We start from the raw sequence: 19,169 nt of genomic DNA, 5'->3' as shown, positions 1-19,169 counted from the left end.
GTGTTCGCCGGTGCTCACAGCAGGATCCTGAGCGGGTGTCCGAGCACGTCCACGAGCGCCTTCATCCACTCTGCCGCGGTGGCGCCGTCCACCGACCGGTGGTCGACGGCGAGGGTCAGCCGCAGTACGGAGGCGACGACGACCGCTCCCTCCTCGACGACAGCTTCCTGCCGGACGGCGCCGACGGCCAGGATCGCGGCCTGCGGCGGGTTGATGATCGCCGCGAAGTCCTCGGTCCCGTACATGCCGAGGTTCGTGATCGAGATCGTGCCGCCCTCCAGCTCGTCCTGCCGGAGCCGGCGGTCCTTGGCGCGGGCGATCAGATCCTTCGTCACCTTGGCGACGCCGCCTAGCGACAGGGAGTCGACGGCGCGGACCACGGGGGTGACCAGACCGCCGTCGGTGGCGACCGCCACGGCGATGTCGACGTCCGAGAAGTGCCGGATCGAGTCGTCGTTCCACCGCACGTTCATCGCGGGGACGCTCGCGTGCGCGAAGGCGACCGCCTTGACGAGCATGTCGTTGATCGACACCTTGACGCCCTGGCCGTCGTTGATCTGCCGCCGCAGGTCGAGGAGTGCGTCGACGCGTACGCCGGCGCGCAGGTAGAAGTGCGGCGTGTGCTGCTTGCTCTCCGTCAGCCGGCGGGCGATGGCCGCCCGCATGCGCGTGTGGGGCACGTCCACGAAGCGCGCCTCGGTCACCGGGGGCCGGGGTTCCCCGCCGTCCGGCCGCGGGGCCTTCGGCTCCGCCTTCCCGGCGGCCGCGGCCGCCTCGACGTCGGGCCGCCGGATCCGGCCGCGCGGACCGCTCCCCGCCACGGTGCCCAGATCGACCGAGAGCTCGCGTGCGAGGCGTCGGGCCAGCGGGCTCGCGAAGAGGCGCGCGGACGTCGTCTCCCGCTCGGTCCGATCGGCGACCGGCGCCGCCGGTGGCGGGTCGGCGGGCGTCCCGCCGCTGCCGCCCAGGGCGGCCACCAGCGCGTCCACGTCGGCGGCCGGCTCGCCCGGCGCGCCCCAGACCGCGATCGGGGTGCCGACCGCGACCGTCGCGCCCGCGTCCACCAGGAGGCGCAGGAGTACGCCGTCGTGCTCGGCCTCGACGTCGACCACGGCCTTCTCGGTCTCCACCGTGACGATCGGATCGCCCGCCGCGTAGGGGGTGTTCACCGCGACGTTCCAGGACTCCAGGACCGCCTCGGCGGTGTTGGCCGCGATCTCGGGCATGCGCAGCAGCTCAGCCATGGTTCTGCTCCCGTGCGAACTCGCGGAGCTTGGCGACGACTTCGTCCGTGGAAGCGAACGCGGCCCGCTCCAGCACCTTGCTGATGCTCGGCGACGCCTCGCCGCCCGTCAGGCGTTCGACCGGCGCGTCGAGCCAGTCGAAGAGCCGTCGCTGGATCTCGTCCGCGAGCCAGCCGCCGTAGGAGGTGCCGAGGGCGCCCTGCTCGGCGATGAGCACATGGTTGGTCTTCATCACCGAACGGGAGATCGTGTCCCAGTCCAGGCTGGCGCGGTCCAGCCAGCGCAGGTCGACGACCTCCGCGTCCACGCCCGTCTGTTCGACGGCGTCGAGCACGGCGGGCGTCATCGCCAGGTAGGTGAGGACGGTCAGTGCCGCGCCCTCGCGGCGTACGGCGGCCTTGCCGACCGGCAGGTGGTGGTCGTAGTTGTCCGGCAGTCCCGGCCCCGTCGAGTTGTAGAGGTCCACGTGCTCCAGGACCACGACCGGGTCGTCGCAGGCCAGGGCCGTGTTCATCAGGCCGACGTAGTCGAACGGCGTCGAGGGGGCGACGATGCGCCAGCCGGCCGCCGTCGCGAAGACACCGGCCGGGTCCATCGAGTGCTGCGATCCGTAGCCCGTGCCGGTGGCGACCTTGCTGCGCAGGACGAACGGCACCTTGCCCTCGCCGCCGAACATGTGGCGGGCCTTGCCGATCTGGTTGAACAGCTGGTCGGCCGCCACCCACATGAAGTCGGCGTACATGAACTCGACGACCGGGCGGTAGCGGCCGTCCAGGGCGAGCCCGCCGCCGAGGCCGGTGAACGCGTTCTCCGAGATCGGCGTCCCGATGACGCGGTCGGGGAAGTCCTCGCTCAGTCCGCGGGTGGCGCCGTTGGTGCCGCCGTTGAGCCGGTGCACGTCCTCCCCCATCACCACGACGCGGGGATCGGTCTCCAGCCGGCGTCCCATCACTCCGGCGACGGCGCCGATGAACTTCACGTCCGTCAGCTCACCGGTGTGGTCCTCGGTGTCGGTGAACTCGATACCGTCCAGCTCCGACAGATCACCGCGGACACCTTCGTCGACGAAGGCCGGGTCCGGCCACTCCGAGGGCACGATGCGCCGCTCCCCCGGCTTGCCGCCGGGCCGTGCCTCCAGCAGTACGTCGCCGAGTCCGGACATCAGGGCCTTGGCGCGCGCGACGGTCTCAGCGACCGCCTTCTTGGTGAGGATTCTGCGCCGCACCAGGTGCCGCACGACGGTGTCGAGCGGGTCGCGGGCACGCCACTGCGCTTCCTCCTCCTTGGTGCGGTACCTGAACGCCGAGCCGGCGAAGGGACCGTTCTGGTGGAAGTAGCGGTAGACATCGGCCTCGATCAGCGTCGGTCCGTCGCCGCGGCGCATGTGCCCGAGAGCCTGCTGCGTCACCAGGTGCACGGCCAGCGGATCCATCCCGTCGACCTTCCAGCTGCGGATGCCGAAGCCCGGGCCGCGGCCGGACAGCCGCGGCTCGGCGGTGACTTCGGAGACGTGGGTGGAGACGGCGTACTGGTTGTTCTCGACGAAGAAGCACAGGGGCAGCGACCAGGCCGCCGCGAGGTTGAGGGTCTCCAGCGTGGATCCGATGTTGATCGCGCCGTCGCCGAAGAACGTGAAGGCGACCGCGTCGGTGCCGGACCTCCTGTGCGCCCACGCGGATCCGGCCGCGAGCGGTACCCCGCCGCCGACGATCGCGTTGGTCCCGATGGCGCCGGCCTCGTGCCACTGGAGGTGCATGCTGCCGCCCCGGCCGTGGCTGAACCCCCGGTCCAGGCCGCATATCTCGCGCAGGCTGCGCAGGAGCACGGCCTCCACGTCCTCGGGGAACGGCTTCGCGGGGTCGATGCCCGTGGGGTGCAGATGGGCGAGCACCTTGGCGAGGAACTGGTGGTGGCCGCGGTGCGAGCCGTTCACGGTGTCCTGCGTCGTCAGCGCGAAGCACGCGCCGACCGCGCCGCCCTCCTGGCCGATGCTGGAGTGCGCGGGACCGTGGATCAGCCCGTCCGCGGCGAGTTCCAGGACGTACTCCTCGAAGGTCCTGATCAGCACCAACTGGCTGAGCATGCCGGTGAGGAGGTCAGGAGCCGCCGCGTCCCAGTCGTCCTGGGTGGCGACGAACTCCGACCACGCGACCTTCGCTTCGAGTCTGTGTTCCGCAGGCATCGGGTGCCCCCTTCGATCGTCCGGAGTGGACCGGCCCGGACGACCCTGCCATAAAGTTGGATCCAATAACAAGACTTCTCTCGACTTCTCGCCGCCCACAGGCCATCATCGTGGTGATTTCGGATCCAAAGGAGAAAGATCATGGCCCTGCCCGGCCTCATGCGCCTCGACCACATCGGATTCACGGTGCCGGACCTGGACGAAGCCCACGCCTGGCTCGTGGACGTCCTGGGCTGCGAGTACCTGTACTCACTCGGTCCGTTCAGCGCGACGGACGACTGGATGTCGGAGCACCTGAACGTCGACCCCCGCACCGTCATGCGCCGGCTGCGCTTCTACCGGTGCGGCACACAGGCCGTCTTCGAGGTGTTCGAGTACCGGGCGGAGTCGCCGCGGACCACCGTGCCGCGCAACAGCGACGTCGGCGGGCACCATGTCGCCCTGTACGTCGAGGACCTGGACGAGGCCGTGTCGTACCTGCGGGCGAGGAACGTTCCCGTGCTCGGCGACCCCACCAGGAGCGCCGGACCGTCGGAGGGGCAGCGGTGGGTCTACTTCCTCTCGCCGTGGGGAATGCACTTCGAGCTCGTGTCGTATCCTGACGGCAAGGCCTTCGACCGCGCCCCGTCCCAGTTCAGAGGTGACCGCCCTTGACTCCCGCGCACGCTCGCGATCCCCGCGGGTCGGAGAGTGTCAGGAGTCAGCACATCGCGGGCATCCTCCGCGAGGAGATCCTCGCCGGCGAACTGACGCCCGGCACCTGGCTGCGCCAGGACGAGATCGCGGCGCGCCTGGGCACAAGCCGGATCCCGGTGCGCGAGGCGTTGCGGATCCTGGAGTCCGACGGCCTCACCGAGTCGTTCCCGAACCGCGGGTCGCGGGTTCCGATGCTCAGCCTCGAAGAGGTGAACACCAACTACCGCATGCGCGAGCGGCTGGAGCCGCTGACGCTGAACATGAGCCTCCCCCATCTCAGCGACCAGCACGTGCAACGCCTCGAACAGCTCCAGGACGAGATCGAGAGCCAGAGCGACGTCAACCGCTTCCTGCTCCTGGACCGCGACTTCCACATGACGACCTACGCGGGCTGCCCCAGCGACCATCTGCTGGCCATCACCGAGCGGCTGTGGAACTCCACCCAGCACTACCGCCGCGCGTTCATGGTGCTCGCGGACCCCGACCGGGCCACCATCGTCAACGCCGAACACCGGCTGATCCTGGACGCCGTGCGGCGCCGCGACCCCGAGGACGGCGAGCGCTACCTCACGGGGCACATCCGTCGCACCCGGGTCGAACTCACCGCGCACCCCGAGCTCTTCGCCGAGAAGCAGTGACGCGGGCCGGAAGCCCGGCCACGCCCCCGGCTCCCTGAGCGAACCGGCTCGCGCCGGGGTGTCGGCGTTCACGCGGCATCCCACACCGCGACATGGATCCATCCCTGCGTGACACCAGGCAATTCAACCGCATCATCACTGTTTTAACCCCACGATGAGCCCTAACATGGATCCAATCCTGACTCACTCCCCTCCCTCTCCCAGAGGAGAACGCCGTGCCGATCGCCACCGTGAACCCCGCCACCGGTGAACTCGTAGAAGAGTTCGCTCCCCTCACGAAGGATCAGGTCAACCGGCGCCTGGCGCGAGCGGAGGTCGCTGCCGCGACACTCCGGGCGACCGGCTTCGACACGCGCGCCCGGTGGATGCGGGCGGCCGCCGATCTGGTCGAGAACGAGGCGGCCCAGACGGCACGCCGGCTCACGATCGAGATGGGGAAGCCGATCGCGCAGGCCCGCGCGGAGGTCCTCAAGTGCGCGCACGCGATGCGGTTCTACGCCGAGAACGCCGAGAGCCTGCTGGCCGACCAGCCGCTCGCCGACCCGGGCGCGGTCAGGGCCTCGGCCGCGTACACCTCGTACGAGCCCCTGGGCATCGTGCTCGCCGTGATGCCGTGGAACTACCCGATGTGGCAGGTGATCCGCTTCGCCGCGCCCGCGCTGATGGCAGGCAACGTCGGCCTGCTCAAGCACGCCTCGAACGTCCCGCAGTCCGCGCTGTACCTCGACACGCTCTTCGAGCGAGCGGGCTTCCCCGAGGGGTCGTTCCAGACGCTCCTCATTGGAGCGGCCCACGTCGAGGACGTCGTCCGGGACCGGCGCGTCGCCGCCGTCACGCTCACCGGGTCCGAGCCGGCCGGGCGCTCGATCGCGGCCGTCGCGGGCTCGGAGGTGAAGAAGGCGGTGCTGGAGCTGGGCGGGTCCGACCCGTTCATCGTGCTGCCCTCCGCGGACGTCCCGGCCGCCGCCCGTACCGCCGTGGCCGCCCGCACGATGAACAACGGCCAGTCCTGCATCGCGGCCAAGAGGTTCATCGTCCACACCGAGGTGTACGAGGAGTTCGTCGAGGCCTTCGTCGCGGGCACCAAGGCGCTCAGGGTCGGCGACCCGCTCGACGAGGAGACCGAGATCGGGCCGATCGCCACCGAGTCCGGCCGGCGCGAGCTCGCCGAACTGGTCGACGACGCCGTCGCGAAGGGTGCCGTCCTGCGCTGCGGCGGGTCCGCGGTCGGCACCGAGGGGTGGTTCTTCGAGCCGACGGTGCTGGAGGAGGTCACCGCCGAGATGCGGCTGTACCGGGAGGAGGCCTTCGGCCCCCTGGCCGCGGTCCACCGGGTCGACGGCATCGAGGAGGCCGCGGCCCTCGCCAACGACACGGCCTTCGGCCTCAGCTCGTCGGTGTGGACCACCGACCCGGACGAGGAGCGCTACCTGATCAGCCGGCTCGAGGCCGGTGCCGTCTTCGTCAACGGCATGAGCGTCTCCTTCCCCGAGCTGCCCTTCGGCGGCGTGAAGGACTCCGGCATCGGGCGCGAGCTCGCCGCGGAGGGCATCCGCGAGTTCTGCAACCTCAAGACGGTCTGGAAGAGCTGACGAGCCACTGCCCGGGGTGCGATTCCGCCCGCCCGCGCAATCGCACCCCGGGCGCTGTGCTTCCGGCCCGTCCGGCCGTGCTCAATCCGGGGCCTGCGCCCAGCGGTTGAGCGTTTCACCCGGGGTGTCGTAGGTGAGCCAGGTCCCGTCGCCGAGCGGGCGGACCCAGCTGTCGACCACGCCCGCGGGATAGGTGACCTCCCCGCGTATCTCCAGGGTGCGGGCGTCGAGCAGCCAGTGGCGCGCCAGGTCTTCGTCGGCGTCGGTCAGCGACGCGATGACCGTCCCGGCGTCGACGAAGCCGCAGTCGTAGCCCCAGGCGTCATCCCGCTCCTCGTCGTCGGCCGATTCCGGCTCCGCCTCGGCCAGCACGGTGCCGTCCAGAGCGTGCAGGCGCAGGTCCGACCCGTAGTGCTCCACCGTCAGGAAGCCGGGATACCCCGCATGGACGTCCATCAGGATGCGGTCCATGCCCTTGTTCAGGTCCCAGGCGGTGAGTTCCCCGCCGTCCAGGCGCGCCCAGTGCAGCAGGACGCCGTCCTGGCCCATGCCGATGCCGAGGCCCATGTGCACGCCGTCGGGGTGGGAGAGGTGGTTCGAGCCTGCTGCGGCGCTGTCCAGCGGCAGCCGGGCCAGTTCCCGTCCGTTACGGGCGTCCAGGACCACCCAGCGTTCCCGCCATTCTCCCTCCGCCGGCTCGGCCACGACGTGCGCCCAGACGAGCCGGCCGTCGTCCGAGACCCGGCAGGATCCGTGCTCGCTGCCGCGGCAGACCTCCTGCTCGTCCCCCGAGTGCGGGTGGTCGAGCTCGGGTCCCCAGCAGGCGTGGCGGTACTCCCAAAGCGTCTGCCCGTCCGTCCCCACGGCGCGTACCGCGCGCTGACCGGAGAACACCGCAAAGCTGCCGTCGGGACTCATCGAATGGACTCCGCGGTCCCACTCCGGCCAGGGCAGGACGAAGACCGCGGACGGCGCGTGCTCCCCCGCGAACACCTCGTCGAGGTCGTGGACCTCCAGCTCGTGCCCGTTGAGGAGAAGGGCGCGGTGCGACCCGTTCGCGCGGCTTTCGAGTGCGAAGCCGTTGACGAGAACGCCTCCACCCGGCAGCCTCACCGAGTCGCGCAGTTGTGCGGTGATCGACATGCTCCGAAGGTAACGGACACCACCGACAGTGCCTGCGCGTCCCAACGTCGAAAGGTACGCCGAGGGGTTCAGTGCTCGAAGAGCTCGATGAAACGCGGCAGCGCCGCGACGAACGCCTCGTCGTACGACATCGACGCGAGTTCGTAGACGGAGCGGCGGCCGGACGCGCCCGCGCCGGCCGCCCTCAGTGCCTTGTCGAGCCATTCCTGCGCGACCGCGGCTGCCCGGCCGGCCTTGACCACGGCCTGCACGAGACCGACCTCGCGGGCCCTGTCCGCGGTGAACGGCTCACCGGAGCCTACGTTCTCCATCGCCACGCGCGGCCCGAGCCGATGAATGAGGGGCACTTGCGCGATCATCGGCCACATCCCGGCGCCGACCTCCACCGTGCCGATGCGCGCGCTGTCCACTGCGACGGCGAAATCGCAGGCCGCGACGAACGAGGCGCCCCCGGCGAGCGCGTCACCGTTGACGGCAGCCGCGACAGGCAGACCCAGACGCGGGAAAATCCGGAGGGTCTCCATCAATGCCTTGCCGAACAGGGCGGGGTCCGCACCGGCTTTGACGGCCGCGATGTCGAGACCGCCGCAGAAGGTGTCACCCGCGCCGGTGAGCAGGACGGCGCGGATGTCAGGGTTGTCGTCGCACTCCTGCAGCCGGGCACGGATGTCGCCGAGCATGCCTGGGTTCAGCAGGTTCCGCTCGCCGTTGCGTATCGTCAGCACGCACGTGGCACCGACCACTTCCTGCTCCACGACGCCACCCCAGGCGCCGTCCGCGCTGTTCGTCATCCCAGTCCTCTCCCTTGTTGCGGTCTGTCTGTCACAGGACGCGGAGGATGTCCTCGACGCGGTCCTTGGCGTCGCCGAAGAGCATGGCGGAGTTCTCGCGGTAGAAGAGCGGGTTCTGGACGCCGGCGTACCCGGAGGCCATGGAGCGTTTGAAGACGATGACGTTCTCGGCGTTCCAGACCTGGAGGACGGGCATGCCGGCGATGGGCGAGCCCGGGTCCTCGGCAGCGGCGGGATTGACGGTGTCGTTGGCGCCGATGACGAGGACGACGGTGGTGCTGTCGAAGTCGTCGTTGATCTCGTCCATCTCCAGCACGATGTCGTAGGGGACCTTGGCCTCGGCGAGCAGGACGTTCATGTGGCCCGGCAGCCGGCCCGCGACCGGGTGGATCCCGAAGCGCACCTTGACGTCGCGGTCCCTGAGCTTGCGGGTCAGTTCGGCGACGCCGTACTGGGCCTGCGCGACGGCCATGCCGTAGCCGGGGGTGATGACCACCGAGTCTGCCGAGCCGAGGAGTTCGGCGACCCCCTCGGCAGTGATCTCGCGGTGCTCGCCGTAGTCCTTGTCACCGGCCGGGCCGGCCTCGATGCCGAACCCGCCGGCGATCACGGAGAGGAAGGAGCGGTTCATCGCCTTGCACATGACGGCGGACAGATAGGCGCCGGAGGAACCGACCAGGGCCCCGGTGATGATCAGCAGGTCGTTCTCCAGGAGGAACCCGGACGCCGCCGCCGCCCAGCCGGAGTAGGAGTTCAGCATCGAGACCACGACCGGCATGTCGCCGCCGCCGATCGAGGCGACCAGGTGCCAGCCCAGGGCCAGCGCGACGACGGTGACGGCGATCAGCAGCCACAGCGCGGGGTCGAGCACGAACCATGTGGTGAGCACGGCGAAGGCGGCCAGCGCACCGAGGTTGAGGACGTTCTTGCCCGGCAGCATCAGGGGGGACGACTTGATCCGCGCCGAGAGCTTGAGGAAGGCCACGATCGAGCCGGTGAAGGTGACCGCGCCGATGAACACGCCGATGAAGACCTCGGCGGAGTGGATGCCGAGCAGGTCCTGCGCCCGCAGGGCCGCGGCCTCGGCGCTGCCCGGGCCGTCCAAAGCGGCCTCCACGTGCAGGTAGCCGTTCCAGCCGACCAGCACCGCCGCCAGGCCCACGAAGGAGTGCAGCAGGGCGATCAGTTCGGGCATCCCGGTCATCTCCACCACCCGGGCCCGCCACAGCCCGATCGCGGCACCGGCCGCGACGGCGCCGATGAGCAGCGCGAGACCGACGCCGGAGATGTCGTGGTCGATCGCCAGCACGACCGTCGCGCCCAGGGCCACGGCCATGCCGGTGACGCCGAAGGTCTTGCCGGCCTTGGCGGACTCGTGGTGGGACAGCCCGGCCAGTGCCAGGATGAAGAGCAGGGCCGCGACGATGTAGGCGGCCGCCGCGCCGGTCTCGACAGTCATCAGATCGGACATCGCACAGCCCTTCAGCTTCTCGAGAACATGGAGAGCATCCGGCGGGTCACCGCGAAGCCTCCGAAGACATTGACGGAGGCCAGCAGGATCGCGATCGTCGACAGCGCGGTGACCGCCGCGCCGTTCGGGCTCTCGCCGTGGCCGATCTGCATCAGGGCGCCGACCACGATGATCCCGGAGATCGCGTTGGTCACGCTCATGAGGGGCGTGTGCAGGGCGTGGTGGACCTGCCCGATCACGTAGTAGCCGATCACCACCGCGAGCGCGAACACCGTCAGGTGTCCCAGCAGGGCGGGCGGCGACATGGCCGCGAGCAGGAACAGCGCGGCGCCGCCCGCCCCGACCACGGCGAACCGCCTCCGGGCCGGCACCGGCGCCTTCGCCCGGGAGCCCGCGGGCCCCGGCGCACGGGCCGCGCCGGAGGGAGCGGCCGCCGGAGCGGCGGACACCTCCACGGGCGGCGGCGGCCAGGTCGACTCGCCGTCGCGGACGACGGTGATGGACCGCTGCACCACGTCGTCGAAGTCCAGTACCAGCCGGCCGTCCCTGCCCGGGGTCATCAGCTTCACGAGGTTGACCAGGTTGGTGCCGTACAGCTGGGAGGCCTGCGCGGGCAGCCGGCCGGGCAGGTCGGTCCAGCCGATGATGGTCACGCCGTTCGCCGTGACCACCGCCTCGTCCCTGACCGTGCCCTCGACGTTGCCGCCGTTCGCGGCCGCCAGGTCCACGATCACGCTGCCCGGCCTCATCGAGGCGACCATCTCGGCGGTGATGAGCGTCGGTGCCGGACGGCCCGGGATCAGGGCCGTCGTGACGACGATGTCCATCTCCGGGATCCGGTCCGCGTACAGCTGGGCGGCGCGGGCGTTGTAGTCCCGCGACATCTCCTTGGCGTAGCCGGTCGCCGAGACCTCCACCTCGCCGGGGTCGCCGGCCTCGACGGAGAGGTACTCGCCGCCCAACGACCTGACCTGGTCGGCGACCTCCGGCCGCGGGTCGGTGGCGTGCACGACGGCGCCCAGGCTTCCCGCGGCGCCGATCGCGGCCAGACCGGCCACGCCGGCGCCGCAGACCAGGACCTTCGCCGGCGGCACCTTGCCCGCGGCGGTCACCTGACCGGTGAAGAACCGCCCGAAGGCGTGGGCTGCCTCCACCACCGCCCGGTAGCCGGCGATGTTCGCCATCGACGAGAGCACGTCGAGCGACTGCGCCCGTGAGATGCGCGGCACCGCGTCCATGGCCAGCGCCGTGATCGGGCGCTCCGCGAGGTCCGCCACCAGCGCGGGATCGAACGCGGGGCCCATGATGCCCACGACCGTCGCACCCGGCTTCAGGGCGTCCAACTGCTCGGTCGACAGGGCGTTCACGCCGAGCACGACGTCCGCGGCGAGCGGGTCGCCGATCCTCGCGCCGGCTTCGGCGTAGGCCTCGTCGGGGAAGCTCGACAGCGTCCCCGAGCCCGGCTGCACCACGACGTCGTACCCCAGCTTCACCAGCTGGACCACCGTGGCGGGAGTCGCGGCAACGCGCGTCTCGCCGCGGCGGGCTTCACTCACGATTCCGATCAGCATTCCCGTAACTCCCAGCTGTCGATGGTGCGGGGCAGTCGCCGGACGTCCGCGCCCCGCGGACGAGGCCGACAACGATGACGACGACGAGGCTGACGACGATGACGAGGAACGCCATCCAAGGTGAGGGCGCCTCGGATGGCGTCCGCCTGGGGGCCTCGATCAGGCGACGGGCTTCGTCAGACCGCCGTCGACGCGCAGCACCTGGCCGGTCATGTAGGAGGCGTCGTCGGACACCAGGAACGCCGCCGCGGCACCGACCTCGGAGGGCTCGGCCCAGCGGTTGAGGCGGATGCCGAGTCCCTGCACCATGCCGGCCCGGACCTCCTCGGCGCTCTTGCCCTGCTGCTTGGCCATGGCCTCGGTCTTGGTGAGCCAGCCCTCGGTCTTGGTCATTCCGGGGGAGATCGCGTTGACCCGGATGTTGTCGGCGGCCGCCTCGCTCGCCAGGTAGCTGGTGAGGGCGACCACGCCCGCGTTCACGATGCCCGTGGCGCCGGCGTTGGGGACCAGCATGTGGGCGGTCGCGCCGACGACGTTCACGATGCTGCCGCTGCCGGACCGGCTGAGGAACGGGAGAGCGGCCTGCGAGACGCGGAGGAAACCGAGCAGCTTCGTGTCGAAGGCCGCCGCGACGACCTCCTCGTCCACCTGTGCGAGGGGCGCGGGGGCGAGCTGCGGTCCGGCGTTGTTGACGAGGATGTCGAGGCCGCCCTGCCAGGCCTGCACCTCCGCCAGCGCGCTGTTGACGGACTCCGCGTCGCTGACGTCCGCGACGACGGAGAGCACGTCCCCGGCGGCAAAACCGGCGGCGAGGCGGCCCGCGGCAGCCTTGACGGCCGCTTCGTCCCGGGCCGCGATCGCCACCCTGGCGCCGCGCTCCAGCAGTGCCTGCGCGATGGCGAAGCCCAGGCCTCGACTACCGCCGGTCACGAAGGCCATGCGGCCCTCCAAGTTCCACCCTGCAGCCATGTTTCAGTCCTCCAGTCAGCGCTTTCGTGCTTGTGCGGAGAGTGGAACCGAAGCGCCGAGGGGGCGGCAAGCGCGGTTAACACATGGTTCACACGAGGGCCGGAGCGACCGCTTCGCACCTTTCGCATGGTTAACAGAACACGCGGCACGCTCACCGAGTGAGTGCAGGTGGTGCGCGTGCGTCTGCCCACCCGCGAGTGTCCGCTCGGCAAAGGACTTGTGATGGCGATACCCACGTTTGGACCGAACGCAGTCGACTGGGAAACCCGCGTCGACATGGGCAGGCTCCGCGACGAGCGGCTGGCCCGGCTGCGCGCGTCGTTGGAGGAGTCCGACCTGGGCGCCGTCCTCGCCTTCGACTTCGCCAACATCCGCTACATGACCTCGACCAACATCGGCACCTGGGCGATCGACAAGATGATCCGCTTCTCCCTGCTGGTGCGGGGAGGTGAGCCGATCGTCTGGGACTTCGGTTCGGCCGCCAAACACCACCAGCTGTACAACCCCTGGCTGGACTACTCGGGGGCCCACTCCGACGGCGATCCGCACGGGGCCCACCACGGAGCCGACCCCCGCAACCCCAGCGGTGCCCGCGCCGGCATCTCCACGCTGCGCGGCGCCATCAACCCGCTGGTCGGGATGGCCGACTCGGTCGCCCGGAAGATCAAGCACGAGCTGGAGCTGTACGGTCTCCTGGACGAGCCGGTCGGCGTCGACGTCATCGAGCTCCCGGTCCTGACGGCCCTGCAGAGCGCGGGCGTCACCGTGGTCGACGGACAGCAGGTGTTCCTGGAGGCCCGGCGCATCAAGACCCGCGACGAGATCCGTCTGCTCACCCACGCCTGCTCGATGGTCGACGCCGCCTACGAGAACCTCTACGAGTTCCTCCGGCCGGGCGTGCGCGAGAACGAGTGCGTGGGCATGGTGGCCAAAACCCTCTACGACCTCGGCTCGGAGTTCGTCGAGGGGGTCAACGCGATCTCCGGTGAGCGGTGCGCGCCGCACCCCCACGTCTTCTCGGACCGCATCGTGCGACCCGGGGACCCGGCATTCTTCGACATCCTGCACAGCTACAACGGCTACCGCACCTGCTACTACCGCACGTTCGCCGTCGGCAGCGCCTCCTCCGCGCAGCGCGACGCCTACACGCGGTGCCGCGAGTACATGGACGAGGCCATCAGCCTCGTGCGGCCCGGCGCCACGACGGCCGACATCGTCTCCGTATGGCCGACGGCGCAGGAGTTCGGGTTCGCGGACGAGGAGGCGGCCTTCGCGCTGCAGTACGGGCACGGTGTCGGGCTGTCGATCTGGGAGAAGCCCGTCTTCTCCCGGCTGGTGTCCCTGGACCACCCCGAAGTGCTCGAAGAGGGCATGGTGTTCGCGCTGGAGACCTACTGGCCGTCGAAGGACGGCTGGGGCGCGGCCCGCATCGAGGAGGAGCTCGTGGTGACCGCGGACGGCTGCGAGGTCATCACCAAGTTCCCCGCGGAGGAGCTTCTCGTCGCCGGCCGGCGGTACTTCACCGTCTCCGGGCCGCTGTCGACCGAGCGCGACTCGCAGTCGCACCTGAACACCCCCACCGGGTCCCGGTCCATCCGCCGAGGCAGCGCTGCCGACCTCTGACCGCGCGGCCGCCCCCGCCCCGCCGGAGCCGAGGACGCCATGACCCTGTCCGAGCAAGACCCCCGAACCCCGGTCGCCTGGAGCGTCGCGCTGCGCGGCGCCGTACGCGGAAGGGCGGTGGCGCAGACGTCCGCGGCCGCCCTGGCGGTCGGGTCGACCCTGTTCATGGTCAACCTGTACGCGCAGGTCCGGCAGGGCCCGTTCACATGGGCGCTCGCGGTGCGCATCGCCCTGACGTTCCTCGTTCCGTGGTTCAACGCCACAACGGGGATCGCGCTGGGCCTGCGCCGGCCGGGCTCCGCGTCGCGCAGCGGGGACGCTCCTCCCGCGCCCGCCCCTCCCCCGTCCCAAGCCTGCGGTCTCCCCGCAGGCCCCGTCGAAAGGTGATTCCCATGGCGCTGGTACCGCTTCTCACATCCGACCAGTTCTCGTCGGCCGACCAACCCGCTCTCGCGAAGGGGGTGAGTACCTGGGGCGGAGTCCTGAACACCTGGGCGGGCATCGGGAACAGCCCCGGCCTGCTCGCCACCTACCTGCCCTTCCTCGGGCAGCTCAACGGCCCGGGCGCGCTGGAACAGCGCGTGAAGGAGCTGGTCGCGGTCCGCGTGGCCGTGCTCAACCACTGCCGGTACACCGCGAGTCACCGCTGCACGTCCGCGCTGGCCAAGGGCATCGGCGCCGACGAGCTCGCGGCCGTCGCGCGGGGCGAGCTCGGCGGCTTCACCGACAAGGAGCGGCTGGCGCTCCAGCTGGCCGAGGAGATGACCGTCTCCCTCCCGAACACGCCCCTGGAGAAGGGCCTCACCGGCGTCTCGGCCCGCGTCCGCGAGGACGTGCAATGGTCGTTCGACGCGGCCGAGCTGGTCGAGCTCGTGATGTGCATCAGCGTGTGGAACGCCCTGGCGCGCTTCCACCGTGTCATGGCCTTCGACCTGGACATGCCGGAGGCGCCCGTGGAGGTGGAGAACCAGCTCTGAGACCAGGGCGCGCCGCAGTGAGGCCGGTCAGGCAGGCGCCTGACCGGCCTCACCCATCCGCCCGGCCCGCTCGTCACGGCAATTGCCTTGACGGGCGGACAGTTTCGGTGGGTGTGTGACCGCGTCGTTTCCAGTGGCTGATGCGGGCTTGCTGTTGCCGTCGGCGTCGCCAATGCGACCGGCCCCGATACCGGCGGTCTTCGCGATGCCCGGACGGACTTCAACGCGGGACCGGTCGAAGACACGTGGCCCGTGGGCTCCCTCGCGTCCGCGCCGGCCTACGTGGTAGCCGGAAGGTTTCCCTCCGGACCCCCCGGCCTGGCGCAAAAGCGCCAGGCTCTTCAGGTCCGACCCACCGGCCTATACCGTCTGATCAATTTCTCGCGCCGACTACCTGAGAGGCCGTCTTGCTGCAAAGACCTACCCGAAGAAGGATGTTCATCGCGCCTGTCGTGGCGTCAGCGATGCTCCTGTCAATACCGGGTGTGATGGCCAGTGCCGCACCGAAGTCCGGCGGCGCCGTGGCCGCCGCCGACTCCGCCGCACGACCGATATCGCGAACCGTCACGTTGATCAACGGTGACAAGGTCACCGAGACCACAGCCGCCGACGGCACGGTCACCCGCTCCCTGGAGAACCCGCAGGGCAAGCCGACCGGATACGTGACCAGCACGGTCGGCACGGACACATACGTCTACCCGACCGCTGTCCTGCCGTACGTGGCCTCTGGGCAGCTGGACCGGGGGCTGTTCGACATCACCCGGCTGCTGGCCGACGGCTACGACGACGCACACACCGGCACGTTGCCGCTGATCGTCTCGTACACCGACGCCGCCGCACGCTCCCGCACCGCCACGGTGCTGCCGAAGGGCGCGACCAGGACCCTCACCCTGAGCAGCATCCAGGGCGCGGCCGTTTCGGAGACGCGCTCGGCCGCCGCCGGCTTCTGGGCCTCCCTCACGACCGGCAACGTGCCCGCCGCCGGACGGGCCGCCTCGACCGCGCCGCGGCTGGGCGCCGGCATCGCCAAGATCTGGCTGGACGGCAAGGCCAAGGCCGAACTGGCCGACAGCACCGCGCAGATCGGCGCTCCGCAGGTCTGGGCCGGTGGCGACACCGGGCAGGGCGTGGACGTGGCCGTGCTGGACACCGGGATCGACACCCAGCACCCCGACCTGGCCGGCCAGGTCAGCGCCGCGGAGAGCTTCGTGCCCGGTGAGGACGTAGAGGACCACCACGGGCACGGCACTCACGTCGCGTCCACCATCGCGGGCACGGGCGCGGCCTCCGACGGCAAGGAGAAGGGTGTCGCTCCTGGGGCGCGCCTGCACGTGGGCAAGGTGCTCGACAACACGGGCCAGGGTCAGGACTCCTGGATCCTGGCTGCCATGGAGTGGGCCGCCCGCGACCAGCACGCCAAGATCATCAGCATGAGTCTCGGCTCCGGCGCCAGCGACGGCAGCGACCCGCTGAGTCTGGCGGTCGATGCGCTCAGCCACGAGACCGGCGCACTGTTCACCATCGCCGCGGGCAACTACGGCCCCAACACGGTGTCGGCCCCCAGCGTCGCCGACGCCGCGCTGTCCGTGGGCGCCGTGGACGGCTCCGACACCCTCGCCGACTTCTCCAGCACCGGTCCGCGCATGGGTGACGGCGGGCTCAAGCCGGAACTGACCGCTCCCGGTGTCGATGTGCTGGCGGCCCGCTCGCAGTACGCGTCGGAAGGCAGCGGCCCCTACCAGACGATGAGCGGGACCTCGATGGCCACCCCGCATGTCGCGGGGGCGGCCGCGCTGCTGGCCCAGGCGCACCCCGACTGGACCGGGCAGCAGCTCAAGGACGCTCTGATCAGCACCACCGCCCTGACTCCGCAGTACAACCCCTACGAGGCCGGCAGCGGCCGACTGGACATCGCGGCCACGATACGGAACACCGTGTTCGCGACCGGCAGCGTCCACGCCTACCAGAGCTTCTCGGCGCCCGCCGGTGAGAAGTCCGACAAGACGGTGACGTACACCAACACCGGTGGCAGCCCCGTTACCCTCCACCTGTCCGTCCAGCCCAGCGCGGGTACGCCCTCCGACGTGTTCTCCCTGTCCGCGACAAACGTCACCGTCCCCGCGGGCGGCACCGCGGACGTGAGTCTGAACACCGACTTCGGAGCCGTACGAACCGGAACCACGGCTTCGGGACAGATCCTGGCCTCGGACGAGGCCGGAACCACGGTGGCCCACACCATCGTCGGCGCCTACAAGGACTACGAGCACTACGACCTGAAGGTCACGGCCAAGGACCGCAGCGGCAGGCCGATGGCCGGCGCCGAGGTCCTGGTGACGGACGGCAAGTCCCTGAACACGATCACCATCGGCGCGGACGGCACGGGCAGACTGCCCCTACTGCCCAGCAACTACACAGTCTGGCTGGGCGCCACCGTGGAGGGTACCCACGGGCCGCACTCCAGGGGCTTCGCCCTCCTCACGGCGCCCGAGGTCGTCCTGAACAAGGACGTCGCGCTGGACCTGGACGCCACCAAGCTCAAGCAGGTCAAGGTCGTCACCCCGCAGGAGACGACGCCGCTGCTCAGCCGCGTCGACGTCGCCCGCACCTTCGATGCCACGCTCGCCGTGAACGGGTCCTGGCTGCCGCCCGACTCCTACGACAGCGTCTGGGCCCTCCCCACCGAGAAGCCTGTCGCCAACGGGACCTTCGAGTTCGGGACCAGCTGGCGTCTGGCGCAACCGGTCCTGACCGTCGCCTCCGACACCCGCGCCTTCGACGACCTCCTTGTCCAGCCCGGACGCACCCCCGTCAAGAAGGGCGGCCGCAGCTACCGGACCGTCTACGCCGGCCAGGGCGGCAGCGACGCCTACGCCGGGCTCGGCGCGAAGGGCAAGGCCGTCGTCGTCCGCCGCAGTGACACCGTCGGCATCGAGCAGCAGGCCGACGCGGCGGCCGCCGCGGGCGCGGACCTGCTGATCGTCGTCAACGACGGCACGGGACGACTGCAGCCCTGGCCACAGGAGATCTTCAGCCCGGTGGCTCCGCCGCCACCGGCGGTGACCGTGGCGACCATCACCGCGGACGAGGGCGAAGAACTCATCGGCCGGATCCAGCGGGGCACCACCAGGCTCCGGGTGCAGTCCCAGCCCACCACCGAGTACCTGTACGACATCGTCCACCACGGCCCGACGATCCCTCAGGACCTCGTCTACCGGCCCCAGCCCGGCGAGCTGGCCCGCGTCGACGTCTCCTTCCGCAACAACGCGCCCGGAAACGGCCGTGAGTACCGTGGCGACGTGTGGATGGGCCGGTCGGTAGGCTTCCCGCTGAGCACTCCCGTCCAAGGCGACCGCACCGACTGGGTGTCCGCCGGCACGGACTGGTCCGAGGGCGCCGGCATCGCGGGCCAGGTCCAGATCATCACCGACTACCGCAAGCACTACGCGGCCTCCACCAGGTCCACCGTGGAGTACTTCGGACCCGTCCAGCGCCCGCGCATGGGTGACACGTACCGGCCGGTGCGCTTCGCGGACACGATGCAGGTGAGGGTGCCCGGCTGGACGGATTCCGGCACCGGGCACGTCGGAGTCGCCTCCGGCGCCGGCGTGCACGCCAAGACCGAGCTCTACCAGGGGGACACCCTGGTCGCGAGCGGCACCTCGGGCAGCGTGTTCGTCCCGGAGCTGTCCCCCCAGAAGCTGCCGTACCGGCTGGTGTCGGAGAACTCCCGCGGCACGCAGTACTCGACCTCCACCCGCACCGAGTGGGCCTTCACCTCCGGCCGCCCCGCCGAGGGCACCCAGGGTCTTCCTCCGCTGGTGCAGCTCGACTACGCGGTCGGCGGCATGGAGGACACGGGCGTGGCCCGGCGCAGGGCCGATCTCGTCGTCACCCCCGCCCATCTCTCCGGAGGGCCGGGTTCCGAGTCGATCACGCAGGTGAGCGTGGACGTGTCGTACGACGACGGCGCCACCTGGCACCCGGCCGACCTGCGACACACCTCGGAAGGCTGGCGCACCCGGCTGGACGCCCCGGCCGACGCCCGGTTCGTCACCCTGCGCACCAGCGCCCGGGACACACAGGGCAACAGCATCAAGCAGGTCATCAACCGGGCCTTCGGTCTGAAGTGACCGGTCACCAGCCCACTTCGGGCTGACAACACCGGGGGCAGGGTCGCCGTACGCGGCCCTGCCCCCGCGCATGACACAGACCGCGTGCTCGGTCGCGACGTTGACGTTCAGGAAGCCGTCGCTGCGCCGGGTGAGGTGGCTT

General features: G+C 70.6%; 14 protein-coding genes. 7 read left to right on the top strand and 7 right to left on the bottom strand.

Features of this window, described 5'->3' with window-relative positions:
- Window positions 1-14: 14 nt before the first annotated feature.
- A complete protein-coding gene (locus ABZ883_RS21140) occupies window positions 15-1,244 on the bottom strand; it encodes a dihydrolipoamide acetyltransferase family protein (protein WP_360908129.1) in 1,230 nt (409 codons plus the stop codon).
- Entirely contained in the window at window positions 1,237-3,426 is a 2,190-nt protein-coding gene (locus ABZ883_RS21135; protein WP_360908127.1) for a thiamine pyrophosphate-dependent enzyme, read from the bottom strand. The genes ABZ883_RS21140 and ABZ883_RS21135 overlap by 8 nt, the downstream gene beginning before the upstream one ends.
- 141 nt (window positions 3,427-3,567) lie before the next feature.
- On the opposite strand from ABZ883_RS21135, the gene ABZ883_RS21130 reads away from it, so the two are divergent.
- The 3 genes from ABZ883_RS21130 (at window position 3,568) to ABZ883_RS21120 (ending at window position 6,352) form a co-directional block, all read left to right on the top strand.
- Window positions 3,568-4,080, top strand: a complete 513-nt coding sequence (locus tag ABZ883_RS21130) for a VOC family protein (protein ID WP_360908124.1) — start codon at window positions 3,568-3,570, stop codon at window positions 4,078-4,080.
- On the top strand, window positions 4,077-4,760 hold the full coding sequence (locus ABZ883_RS21125; protein WP_360908122.1) for a GntR family transcriptional regulator: 684 nt from the start codon (window positions 4,077-4,079) through the stop codon (window positions 4,758-4,760). The genes ABZ883_RS21130 and ABZ883_RS21125 overlap by 4 nt, the downstream gene beginning before the upstream one ends.
- A gap of 215 nt (window positions 4,761-4,975) precedes the next feature.
- On the top strand, window positions 4,976-6,352 hold the full coding sequence (locus ABZ883_RS21120) for an NADP-dependent succinic semialdehyde dehydrogenase (protein ID WP_360908120.1): 1,377 nt from the start codon (window positions 4,976-4,978) through the stop codon (window positions 6,350-6,352).
- 81 nt (window positions 6,353-6,433) lie between these two features.
- Here the strand turns inward: ABZ883_RS21120 and ABZ883_RS21115 are convergent, their stop codons facing one another.
- The 5 genes from ABZ883_RS21115 to ABZ883_RS21095 all read right to left on the bottom strand — a co-directional run bounded on the left by ABZ883_RS21115 (window position 6,434) and on the right by ABZ883_RS21095 (window position 12,297).
- Window positions 6,434-7,495 carry a hypothetical protein gene (locus tag ABZ883_RS21115; RefSeq protein ID WP_360908118.1) on the bottom strand — a complete coding sequence of 354 codons (1,062 nt, stop codon included), beginning with the start codon at window positions 7,493-7,495 and terminating at the stop codon, window positions 6,434-6,436.
- A gap of 68 nt (window positions 7,496-7,563) precedes the next feature.
- The gene (locus tag ABZ883_RS21110) at window positions 7,564-8,250 is read right to left on the bottom strand and encodes an enoyl-CoA hydratase/isomerase family protein (protein ID WP_360908116.1); all 687 of its coding nucleotides are present in this window, start codon (window positions 8,248-8,250) and stop codon (window positions 7,564-7,566) included.
- 67 nt (window positions 8,251-8,317) lie between these two features.
- Complete coding sequence (gene pntB, locus ABZ883_RS21105; protein ID WP_360908253.1) at window positions 8,318-9,745, bottom strand: Re/Si-specific NAD(P)(+) transhydrogenase subunit beta; 1,428 nt, start codon at window positions 9,743-9,745, stop codon at window positions 8,318-8,320.
- 23 nt (window positions 9,746-9,768) lie between these two features.
- Window positions 9,769-11,328, bottom strand: a complete 1,560-nt coding sequence (locus ABZ883_RS21100; RefSeq protein WP_360908114.1) for a Re/Si-specific NAD(P)(+) transhydrogenase subunit alpha — start codon at window positions 11,326-11,328, stop codon at window positions 9,769-9,771.
- Window positions 11,329-11,487: 159 nt separating this feature from the next.
- Entirely contained in the window at window positions 11,488-12,297 is an 810-nt protein-coding gene (locus ABZ883_RS21095; RefSeq protein ID WP_360908112.1) for an SDR family oxidoreductase, read from the bottom strand.
- 222 nt (window positions 12,298-12,519) lie between these two features.
- Here ABZ883_RS21095 and ABZ883_RS21090 point away from each other — a divergent pair, with 222 nt between their 5' ends.
- The 4 genes from ABZ883_RS21090 (at window position 12,520) to ABZ883_RS21075 (ending at window position 19,027) form a co-directional block, all read left to right on the top strand.
- Entirely contained in the window at window positions 12,520-13,920 is a 1,401-nt protein-coding gene (locus tag ABZ883_RS21090) for a Xaa-Pro peptidase family protein (RefSeq protein ID WP_360908110.1), read from the top strand.
- Between the two features lie 39 nt (window positions 13,921-13,959).
- On the top strand, window positions 13,960-14,307 hold the full coding sequence (locus ABZ883_RS21085) for a hypothetical protein (RefSeq protein WP_360908108.1): 348 nt from the start codon (window positions 13,960-13,962) through the stop codon (window positions 14,305-14,307).
- A 5-nt stretch (window positions 14,308-14,312) separates the two neighbouring features.
- On the top strand, window positions 14,313-14,897 hold the full coding sequence (locus ABZ883_RS21080; protein WP_360908106.1) for a carboxymuconolactone decarboxylase family protein: 585 nt from the start codon (window positions 14,313-14,315) through the stop codon (window positions 14,895-14,897).
- 488 nt (window positions 14,898-15,385) lie between these two features.
- The gene (locus tag ABZ883_RS21075) at window positions 15,386-19,027 is read left to right on the top strand and encodes a S8 family serine peptidase (protein WP_360908104.1); all 3,642 of its coding nucleotides are present in this window, start codon (window positions 15,386-15,388) and stop codon (window positions 19,025-19,027) included.
- The last annotated feature ends 142 nt before the right edge of the window (window positions 19,028-19,169 follow it).

The sequence above is a fragment of the Streptomyces sp. NPDC046977 genome, from assembly GCF_040644455.1.
In the GTDB taxonomy this organism is placed as follows: domain Bacteria; phylum Actinomycetota; class Actinomycetes; order Streptomycetales; family Streptomycetaceae; genus Actinacidiphila.
This window is presented reverse-complemented; position numbering and strand designations above follow the sequence as displayed.

Excerpts from the sequence above, each read along its gene's own strand:
- ABZ883_RS21140 (WP_360908129.1), bottom strand. The coding sequence starts at position 1,244 with ATGGCTGAGCTGCTGCGCATGCCCGAGATCGCGGCCAACACCGCCGAG.
- ABZ883_RS21135 (WP_360908127.1), bottom strand. The coding sequence starts at position 3,426 with ATGCCTGCGGAACACAGACTCGAAGCGAAGGTCGCGTGGTCGGAGTTC.
- ABZ883_RS21130 (WP_360908124.1), top strand. The coding sequence starts at position 3,568 with ATGGCCCTGCCCGGCCTCATGCGCCTCGACCACATCGGATTCACGGTG.
- ABZ883_RS21115 (WP_360908118.1), bottom strand. The coding sequence starts at position 7,495 with ATGTCGATCACCGCACAACTGCGCGACTCGGTGAGGCTGCCGGGTGGA.
- pntB (WP_360908253.1), bottom strand. The coding sequence starts at position 9,745 with ATGACTGTCGAGACCGGCGCGGCGGCCGCCTACATCGTCGCGGCCCTG.
- ABZ883_RS21100 (WP_360908114.1), bottom strand. The coding sequence starts at position 11,328 with ATGCTGATCGGAATCGTGAGTGAAGCCCGCCGCGGCGAGACGCGCGTT.
- ABZ883_RS21095 (WP_360908112.1), bottom strand. The coding sequence starts at position 12,297 with ATGGCTGCAGGGTGGAACTTGGAGGGCCGCATGGCCTTCGTGACCGGC.
- ABZ883_RS21090 (WP_360908110.1), top strand. The coding sequence starts at position 12,520 with ATGGCGATACCCACGTTTGGACCGAACGCAGTCGACTGGGAAACCCGC.
- ABZ883_RS21085 (WP_360908108.1), top strand. The coding sequence starts at position 13,960 with ATGACCCTGTCCGAGCAAGACCCCCGAACCCCGGTCGCCTGGAGCGTC.
- ABZ883_RS21080 (WP_360908106.1), top strand. The coding sequence starts at position 14,313 with ATGGCGCTGGTACCGCTTCTCACATCCGACCAGTTCTCGTCGGCCGAC.
- ABZ883_RS21075 (WP_360908104.1), top strand. The coding sequence starts at position 15,386 with ATGGCCAGTGCCGCACCGAAGTCCGGCGGCGCCGTGGCCGCCGCCGAC.